The sequence below is a fragment of the Monashia sp. HAY1-5C genome, from assembly GCF_056755255.1.
In genome coordinates, this window is sequence record NZ_JBPGXG010000176.1 from 1 (window position 1) to 8,188 (window position 8,188).

Below are 8,188 nucleotides of genomic sequence, written 5' to 3' on the forward strand. Positions count from 1 at the left end.
CCCCCCCCCCCCCCCCCCCCTCCCCCCAAGCACAACCCAGCCCCCCAGATGTAGCTCCGTCTCGTGGGCTCGGAGATGTGTATAAGAGACAGGTCCTGACGCGTGCGTGCGTCAGGACCCCGCACCGCGGTACCCCGTCAGTTGGCGATCTTGTAACCGGCCTGGGCCACCGCCGCACGGATGGCGGCGTCGTCGATGTGGCCGCTGATCTCGAGCGTGCCGTTCGAGACGTCGACGTCGACGTCGCTGACCCCCTCGATGCCGCTGACGGCGTTCGTCACCTTGGTGACGCAGCTGTTGCAGGTCATGCCCTCGACGGTGTACGTGGCAGTGGTGTTGCACATCCCGGTGTTCTCCTCGTGTCTGGCCGGCGCTGCGGCGCATGGGTGGCCTGGGTGGGATCTCGGGACCGGCGTGATGCCGCCGCGCCGCGGACGCGACCCCCGGTTCGTGCGGAACCGGCCCAGTACCTGGCCGATAGGTTACCCCCCTACCGTATGAAGTCAAGGGTGTCCCGACCTTGACTGGGTACCCTCCCCCCGTATAGTACTTTTACCTCGGCTTGGACCATGACGCCTCAGGAGGACCCCGTGCTGGTGACCGTCGACGTCGACCGCTGCGAAGGCCACGGGTTGTGCACGCTCGCCGCACCGGAGGTCTTCTCCTTCGACGACCGGGGCACCCTGCAGGTCGTCGAGCGTCCGGACCCCCGGCACCTCGCGGGGGTCGAGCAGAGCGTGGGGGCCTGCCCGGCCCTGGCCATCACGCTCACCAGGGCTCCCACTCGCGATGCCACCCGCTAGCCGCGCCGAGCCGCCGGACCGGCCACGGCACGTGCTCGTCGTGGGGGCCTCCCTGGCCGGCCTGCGCACGGCCGAGGCCCTGCGTCGGGCGGGGTTCGACGGCCGGCTGACGATCGTGGGCGCCGAGAGGCATCCGCCGTACAACCGCCCCCCGCTCACCAAGGCCGCGCTGGTCGGGGGCCCGGAGCTGCCCGCGCTGGAGCTTGCGCGGGCCGACGACCTCGCGGCCACCTGGGCTCTCGGCATCTCGGCCACCTCGCTCGACCTCTCGGCCCGGGAGGTACGGCTCGAGACCGGAGCCATCGTGCGGTTCGACGGGCTGGTCATCGCGACGGGCGCCCGAGCCCGACGGCTGCCCGGCACGGTCGGCGTCGCGGGCGTCCACCACGTCCGCACCGTGGACGACGCCTCGGCCCTGCACCGGGCCCTCGCCGAGCCCGGCCGGCGGGTGCTCGTCGTGGGTGCAGGCTTCCTCGGTTCCGAGGTCGCGTCCACGGCCGCCTCCCTGGGGCACCAGGTGCTGCTGGTCGAGGCCACGGCGGGACCGATGCTTGGTGCGCTCGGACCGGAGCTCTCGGCGTACGCCGCCGGGGCGCACCGCAGCCGCGGGGTCGACCTGCGTACGTGCACGACCGTCGAGTCGCTCACTCCGTCGGGGGACGGGGCCGGACCCCTCGTCGCGGTGCTCGGGGACCGCCGCGACGGGAGCCGTTCTCGCGTGGAGAGCGACATCGTGGTCGGCGCCCTCGGCGCCACCCCCAACGTCGAATGGCTGAAGGACAGCGGCCTCGCCGTGGACGGTGGCGTCACCACCGACCTGTCGCTCACCGCAGTGGACCCCTCCGGCGCGCCGGTGCCCGGTGTCGTGGCCGTGGGTGACGTGGCCCGGGTGCCCCAGCCTCTGCTCGACGGCACCGCCCGCCGCGTGGAGCACTGGGCCACGGCCGTCGACCACTCCCGCATCGCCGCGGCGACCCTCAGCGGCGGGCAGCCGCAGACAGTCCCGGCGCTGCCGTCGTTCTGGACCGACCAGCACGGCGCGCAGATCCGCGGCATCGGCCTGCCCGGAGCAGGCGACACCAGCACCGTGGTCGACGGCGCCATGGACGACCACCGGTTCGTCATGACCCGGACCCTGCGGGGCCGCCTCGTCGGCGTCGTGGCGGTCAACGACACCCCGGCCCTGTTCCGCTACCGAGCCGAGCTCCAGTCCGTCTCGACGTTGCCGCAACCAACCCGCTAGGAGTGCCCGATGACCGAGCCCACCCCGTCCCCCCGCCCGACGACCGTCAAGGCGGTCCGTAACGGCCCGCTGCAGCTGAAGGGCACCTTCCGGCTCCTGGACCCGAACGGCGAGGAGTACGACCTCGAGGGCCAGCGCATCGTGCTGCTGTGCCGGTGCGGCAGGTCGAGGAACCAGCCGTTCTGCGACTCCAGCCACGTCCGCGAGGGGTTCGTGAGCCAGGACCAGCCCACGGCCTGCGACGCGGGCCGCGAGGAGGGCGACGACGGCGCAGAGGCGGGCGTGGCCTGACGACGGTCAGGAGCGGACCAGCCGCGCGATCGCCTCGTTCGCCTCCTTCAGCTTCACCTCGGCGTCCTTGCCGCCCGCAGCGGCGGCGTCCACGACGCAGTGGCCGAGGTGCTCCTCGAGCAGGCCGAGCCCGACCGACTGCAGGGCCTTGGTGATCGCGGAGATCTGGGTGAGGATGTCGATGCAGTACTTCTCGTCCTCGACCATTCGCTGCAGGCCCCGGGCCTGGCCCTCGATGCGCCTGAGCCGCTGCAGGTACTCGTCCTTGCGGTGGATGTAGCCATGGTGCTGGTGCGTCGTCTCGGTCATCTGCGATTCGTCTCCGCTGCTCCTCCCCGGGGGTGGCCCGGGGTCCTTTCGGCATACCCGGTACCAGTATGCGTCCTGGTGGCGCCACAGCACGCACCATTGACGCCGATACGCTAGGGGGGTATCGTATTTTCAGGACGGCGGCCCGTCGGACGAGCACTGGAGGTGGTCATGTCGACCCAGCACCCGGGGTACATCAGCGGGAAGGACGACGTCCTGCGACGCCTCCGCCGCATCGAGGGACAGGCCCGAGGGCTGCAGCGCCTCGTGACCGAGGACACGTACTGCATCGACATCCTCACCCAGGTCTCGGCGATGACCTCCGCGCTCCAGTCGGTGGCGCTCGGACTGCTCGACGACCACCTCAACCACTGCGTCGTGGACGCAGCCGCCGCCGGCCGCCCCGAGGCCGACGCGAAGCTCAGGGAAGCCTCGGCGGCGATCGCCCGCCTCGTCCGTTCCTGACCGCCGACACCACATCGAGAGGACATCCGCCATGAGCACCATCCAGACCTACACCGTGACCGGCATGACCTGCGGCCACTGCGTCGCCTCCGTCACCGAGGAGGTCGAGGCGATCCCGGGCGTCGAGCACGTCGACGTCGTCCTCGAGACCGGGGCCCTCACCGTCACCAGCGCAGAGCCGGTGGGCGACGCCGCGGTCAAGGAGGCCGTCGAAGAGGCCGGATACGCGCTCGCATGAGCGTCACCACGAAGCTGGTGGGCTTCCTCGTCGCGCTGCTTGCCGTCTTCGGAGGAGCGGTCGGTGCGGGAAAGCTGGTCGGCCCCGTCGGTCCGCCGCCCGCGGCCGGCGACCACGCCGTAATGGCCGGCATGGAAGGTGCTGACGCCGACGCCGCCGCGATCCCGAAGGGGCTGATGGTGTCGCAGGACGGCTACACCTTCCGCCTGGCCCGCACGTCGGCGTCGGCGGGTTCCGCCGTTCCGGTGTCGTTCACGATCCTCGGGCCGAACGGGCGGCCGGTGACCCAGTACGACGTCGAGCACGAGAAGCAGCTCCACCTCATCGCCGTACGTCGCGACTTCACCGGGTTCCAGCACGTCCACCCGGTGATGGCCGCGGACGGCACGTGGACGACCGCGCTCGACCTCACGGCCGGACAGTGGCGGCTCTTCGCGGACTTCAAGGCCACCGGCGCCAAGGCGGGACTCACCCTCGGCAACGACCTGGCCGTAGCTGGCGCCTACCAGCCGGCCGCCCCCGCTCCCGACTCCCGTACCGCCACCGTCGACGGGTACACCGTCACGCTGGACGGCGACCTCGCCGCAGGGGCGTCGGCCAAGCTGACGCTGACGGTGACGCGCAACGGTAAGCCGGTCACCGACCTCGAGCCCTATCTCGGCGCCTACGGGCACCTGGTGAGCCTCCGGTCCGGGGACCTCGCCTACCTGCACGTGCACCCCGAAGGAGCTCCCGGCGACGGCGTGACCCGGCCCGGTCCCGGTGTGGTCTTCTTCGCCGAGGTCCCGAGCCCCGGCCGATACCACCTGTACCTCGACTTCAAGCACGGGGGCGTGGTGCGGACCGCCGCGTTCACCGTCACCGTCACCGGCTCCGCGCCGGGCTCGTCGACGGGCTCCTCCGAGGAGTCGCACGACGCCGAGTCCGGTGCCGGGCACACCGGCGCACACTGATCCCAGAGACAGAGGAGAACGACATGAGCTCCACCACCCGTCCGTCGGGCCTGCCGGTCTCGACCAGCCAGGTCGAGCTCCAGATCAGTGGGATGACGTGCGCCTCGTGCGCCAACCGCATCGAGCGCAAGCTGAACAAGATGGACGGCGTCAGCGCCACGGTCAACTACGCCACCGAGCAGGCCAAGATCGTCTTCCCCGAGGGGCTGGACCCCGAGGAGCTCATCCGGACGGTGGAGCAGGCCGGGTACGGCGCTGCCCTCCCCCGACCAGCGCAGTCGGACGCCGAGCCCGCTGACCACGCTGCCGACGACCCCACCCGGTCGCTGCGCCAGCGCCTCATCGGTTCGGCAGTGCTGACCGTCCCCGTCATCGCGCTCGCGATGGTGCCGGCCTGGCAGTTCACCAACTGGCAGTGGCTCTCCCTCACCCTCGCGGCGCCCGTCGTCGTGTGGGGGGCCTGGCCGTTCCACCGGGCGGCGTGGCTCAACCTGCGCCACGGGACGTCGACGATGGACACCCTGGTGTCGCTCGGCACGCTGGCCGCGCTCGGGTGGTCGCTCTACGCCCTGTTCTGGGGCACCGCCGGCACGCCGGGAATGCGGCACGCGTTCGAGCTGACGGTGGCCCGGACCGACGGTTCGGGCAACATCTACCTCGAGGCCGCGGCCGGGGTCACCACGTTCATCCTGACCGGCCGGTACTTCGAGGCGCGCTCCAAGCGCCGCGCCGGCGCCGCGCTTCGGGCCCTGCTCGAGCTGGGCGCCAAGGACGTCGCGGTCCTGCGCGACGGCCCGGGCGGACCCGTCGAGAGCCGGGTCCCCGTCGAGCAGCTGGCCGTGGGCATGCGCTTCGTGGTCCGGCCCGGTGAGAAGATCGCCACCGACGGCGTCGTCGAGGAGGGCAGCTCGGCGGTGGACGCCTCGATGCTGACCGGCGAGTCGGTGCCGGTCGAGGTCGGGCCCGGCGCCGCCGTCGTCGGTGCCACGGTCAACGCCGGCGGTCGCCTCGTGGTCCGGGCCACCCGGGTCGGGTCCGACACCCAGTTCGCGCAGATGGCGCGGCTGGTCGAGGACGCCCAGAACGGCAAGGCCGAGGTCCAGCGGCTGGCCGACCGGGTGTCCGGCATCTTCGTCCCGGTCGTCATCATGCTCGCCGCGGCCACGCTCGGGTTCTGGGTCGGGACCGGTGGTGGCCTGGCGTCCTCGGTCACCGCCGCGGTCGCGGTCCTCATCATCGCCTGCCCCTGCGCGCTCGGTCTGGCGACGCCGACGGCCCTCATGGTCGGCACCGGGCGAGGGGCCCAGCTCGGCATCCTCATCAAGGGCCCCGAGGTGCTCGAGTCGACGCGCAAGATCGACACCATCGTCCTCGACAAGACCGGTACCGTGACCTCCGGCCAGATGACCCTCGTCGACGTGGTCGCCGCCGACGGTCAGGACGTCGACGAGGTGCTCCGGCTGGCCGGTGCGCTCGAGGATGCCTCCGAGCACCCCATCGCCAGGGCCGTCGCCAACGCGGCGCGGGCCAAGGGCGGGTCGCTGTCCCGCGTCGAGGACTTCGCCAACGTCGAGGGCCTCGGCGTCCAGGGCGTCGTGCACGACGGCGACCGCAGCCATGCCGTCCTCGTGGGCCGGCCTCGGCTGCTCGAGGACTGGAACCAGACGCTGCCCGTCGAGCTGGAGCGGGCCTTCGCCCAGGCCCAGGCGAGCGGGGCGACCGCCATCGCCGTCGGCTGGGACGGGCAGGCCCGGGGGGTGCTCGTGGTGGCCGATGCGATCAAGCCGACGTCAGCGGAGGCGATCGCCCAGCTCCGCCGGCTCGGGCTGACGCCCGTCCTGCTGACCGGCGACAACGAGGCCACGGCACGGACCGTGGCCCGCGCGGTCGGCATCGACGTCTCGGACGACACGGTGATCGCCAACGTGCTGCCCGCCGACAAGGTGGACGTGGTCAAGCGCCTCCAGTCCGAGGGCCGGGTCGTGGCGATGGTCGGCGACGGCGTCAACGACGCCGCGGCACTGGCCCAGGCCGACCTCGGGCTGTCCATGGGCACCGGCACCGACGTCGCGATCGAGGCGAGCGACCTCACGCTGGTCCGTGGCGACCTGCGGGTGGCCGCCGACGCGATCCGCCTGTCGCGGCGCACCCTCGCGACCATCAAGGGCAACCTGTTCTGGGCGTTCGCCTACAACGTGGCGGCGCTGCCCCTGGCGGCCTCCGGGCTGCTCAACCCGATGCTGGCCGGCGCCGCGATGGCGTTCTCGTCCGTGTTCGTCGTCAGCAACAGCCTCCGACTGCGCCGCTTTCGACCGTTGACCGACCACACGATCGAGCCGGCGCAGGCGCGAGAGCAGGCCGCTGAGCCGGTCGCCGCGTGATGCGGTCCAGCAGCCTCGGTGGCCGCCCGGCTCCCGGAGGCCGAGGCAACGGTGCTCAGCCGGCCGACCCGGTCGGGTCAGCCACCTGAAGCCGTGAGGGTCTGGTCGCCCGGTTCGTGGTCCCCGAGGTCCCCGAGGCCGTCCAGGTCGTCGAGCAGAGCGCCGGGCCGCAGCCGATCGGTGAGCTGGCCGAGACGCTCGTGGGCGTTGAGCGAGACCACGGCGACCAGTCGGCTCCCGCGGCCCAGCGCCACCAGTGCCTGCCCGGACCCGACCGAGCCCCAGACCACCCGACTGCGGTCAGCGACCTGAGGGAAGCCGACGGAACGGATCCGCGCCCCGTGGATCGTGGTGCCGAACGTCGGCAGCTGGGTCAGGGGACGCCCGGAGCCGGGGCCGGCGAGCAGGTTGGCGGCCGCCAGCGCAGCCTGGTCGCGGGTGCTGGCCCAGTGCTCGACGCGGAGCGACTCGCCGTCGAGCAGGGCGTGCGGGACCGTCACGACGTCGCCCGCCCCGACCACCCGGTCGTCGCCGACGGCGTGCAGCGTGGGGCGGCAGGCCAAGCCCGCCGAGACCGACAGGCCGCTGCCGCGGAGCCACTCCACGTTCGGGGCCGTGCCGGTCGCCATGACGACGACATCCGCAGGCAGCCGGAGGCCGTCGTCGAGGACCACACCGGCCACCACCCCGGCCCGGATCTCCAGGCGGCGCGTCCGAGTGCCGAGACGGACCCGGACCCCGGCCGTTCGGTGGAGCCGGAGGAGGTGCTCGGCGATGGGCAGACCCACCGCGCGGCGGGTGGGCACGTCGGACGGGTCCACGAGCGTCGTGTCGTGACCGTCGGCGACTGCAGCCGCTGCGACCTCGGCGCCGATCAGGCCACCGCCGACCACGACCACCCGCTGTGGGCCGGACTCGAGGGTGGCCCGCAGGGCGCCGGCGTCGTCGACCGTGCGCAGCACGAACGCGTTCCGCACGTTCGCAACCGCGTCGACGTCCCGGGGCCGGGCCCCGGACGCGATGACGAGGCCGTCGAAGGGGATCCGCGCGCGGTCCTCCACGACCACGTGCCGCCCGGCCAGGTCCAGCCCCGTCGCGGCCTCCCCGAGGCGCCACGTCGTGTCGGCCGGCGGGCCGTCGATGTCGAGGCCCGGTCGGTGCAGGCCTCCGGTGAGGAACGCCTTCGACAGGGGGTAGCGGTCGTAGGGCCGGTGCCGCTCGGCCCCCACGACCGTGAGCTGACCGTCGTACCCGAGGTCGCGCAGGGCCGTCGCGGCGCAGTGTCCGGCCAGGGACGCGCCGACGATGACGATCCTCTTCATCGGTCAGCTCACCACTGGACGAGCTCGCACCCGGTGTGGTCGGTGGGCTCGACCTGAACGGTCGCGTGCGTGATCTGGTGGTCGTTGCGGAGCAGGTCTCGCGCCCGGTCGAGCACCGCGTGCATGTCCGCGCCCGGCACGACCTTCAGGTGCACGCTCATGGCGTCCATCGCAGAGGTGATC

Annotated in this window: 11 protein-coding genes; 7 read left to right on the plus strand and 4 right to left on the minus strand. The window is 72.6% G+C overall.

All coding sequences use genetic code 11. The features are described from left to right. Positions 1-137: 137 nt before the first annotated feature. Positions 138-344, minus strand: a complete 207-nt coding sequence (locus ACR9ZK_RS19520; RefSeq protein ID WP_481343630.1) for a heavy-metal-associated domain-containing protein — start codon at positions 342-344, stop codon at positions 138-140. 225 nt (positions 345-569) lie between these two features. On the opposite strand from ACR9ZK_RS19520, the gene ACR9ZK_RS19525 reads away from it, so the two are divergent. The 3 genes from ACR9ZK_RS19525 to ACR9ZK_RS19535 are packed head-to-tail and all read left to right on the plus strand — an operon-like array spanning position 570 to position 2,337. Further along, the gene (locus ACR9ZK_RS19525) at positions 570-803 is read left to right on the plus strand and encodes a ferredoxin (protein WP_481343631.1); all 234 of its coding nucleotides are present in this window, start codon (positions 570-572) and stop codon (positions 801-803) included. Continuing rightward, on the plus strand, positions 790-2,046 hold the full coding sequence (locus ACR9ZK_RS19530; RefSeq protein WP_481343632.1) for an NAD(P)/FAD-dependent oxidoreductase: 1,257 nt from the start codon (positions 790-792) through the stop codon (positions 2,044-2,046). The genes ACR9ZK_RS19525 and ACR9ZK_RS19530 overlap by 14 nt, the downstream gene beginning before the upstream one ends. 9 nt (positions 2,047-2,055) lie before the next feature. Next, complete coding sequence (locus ACR9ZK_RS19535) at positions 2,056-2,337, plus strand: CDGSH iron-sulfur domain-containing protein (RefSeq protein ID WP_481343633.1); 282 nt, start codon at positions 2,056-2,058, stop codon at positions 2,335-2,337. 6 nt (positions 2,338-2,343) lie between these two features. On the opposite strand, the gene ACR9ZK_RS19540 is transcribed toward ACR9ZK_RS19535, so the two are convergent. Next, on the minus strand, positions 2,344-2,646 hold the full coding sequence (locus ACR9ZK_RS19540; protein WP_481343634.1) for a metal-sensitive transcriptional regulator: 303 nt from the start codon (positions 2,644-2,646) through the stop codon (positions 2,344-2,346). A gap of 171 nt (positions 2,647-2,817) precedes the next feature. On the opposite strand from ACR9ZK_RS19540, the gene ACR9ZK_RS19545 reads away from it, so the two are divergent. Genes ACR9ZK_RS19545 through ACR9ZK_RS19560 form a run of 4 tightly spaced genes read left to right on the plus strand, consistent with a single transcriptional unit; the run spans position 2,818 to position 6,683 of the window. Continuing rightward, complete coding sequence (locus ACR9ZK_RS19545) at positions 2,818-3,111, plus strand: metal-sensitive transcriptional regulator (protein WP_481343635.1); 294 nt, start codon at positions 2,818-2,820, stop codon at positions 3,109-3,111. 31 nt (positions 3,112-3,142) lie between these two features. Next, on the plus strand, positions 3,143-3,349 hold the full coding sequence (locus tag ACR9ZK_RS19550) for a heavy-metal-associated domain-containing protein (RefSeq protein ID WP_481343636.1): 207 nt from the start codon (positions 3,143-3,145) through the stop codon (positions 3,347-3,349). After that, positions 3,346-4,302 carry a hypothetical protein gene (locus ACR9ZK_RS19555; RefSeq protein WP_481343637.1) on the plus strand — a complete coding sequence of 319 codons (957 nt, stop codon included), beginning with the start codon at positions 3,346-3,348 and terminating at the stop codon, positions 4,300-4,302. The genes ACR9ZK_RS19550 and ACR9ZK_RS19555 overlap by 4 nt, the downstream gene beginning before the upstream one ends. A gap of 23 nt (positions 4,303-4,325) precedes the next feature. Next, the gene (locus ACR9ZK_RS19560) at positions 4,326-6,683 is read left to right on the plus strand and encodes a heavy metal translocating P-type ATPase (RefSeq protein WP_481343638.1); all 2,358 of its coding nucleotides are present in this window, start codon (positions 4,326-4,328) and stop codon (positions 6,681-6,683) included. Positions 6,684-6,760: 77 nt separating this feature from the next. Here the strand turns inward: ACR9ZK_RS19560 and ACR9ZK_RS19565 are convergent, their stop codons facing one another. Then, the gene (locus ACR9ZK_RS19565; protein ID WP_481343639.1) at positions 6,761-8,005 is read right to left on the minus strand and encodes an NAD(P)/FAD-dependent oxidoreductase; all 1,245 of its coding nucleotides are present in this window, start codon (positions 8,003-8,005) and stop codon (positions 6,761-6,763) included. An 8-nt stretch (positions 8,006-8,013) separates the two neighbouring features. Then, positions 8,014-8,175 (minus strand): cation transporter dimerization domain-containing protein, encoded by a 162-nt coding sequence (locus tag ACR9ZK_RS19570; RefSeq protein WP_481343640.1) that lies wholly within the window; start codon positions 8,173-8,175, stop codon positions 8,014-8,016. Positions 8,176-8,188: the final 13 nt, after the last annotated feature.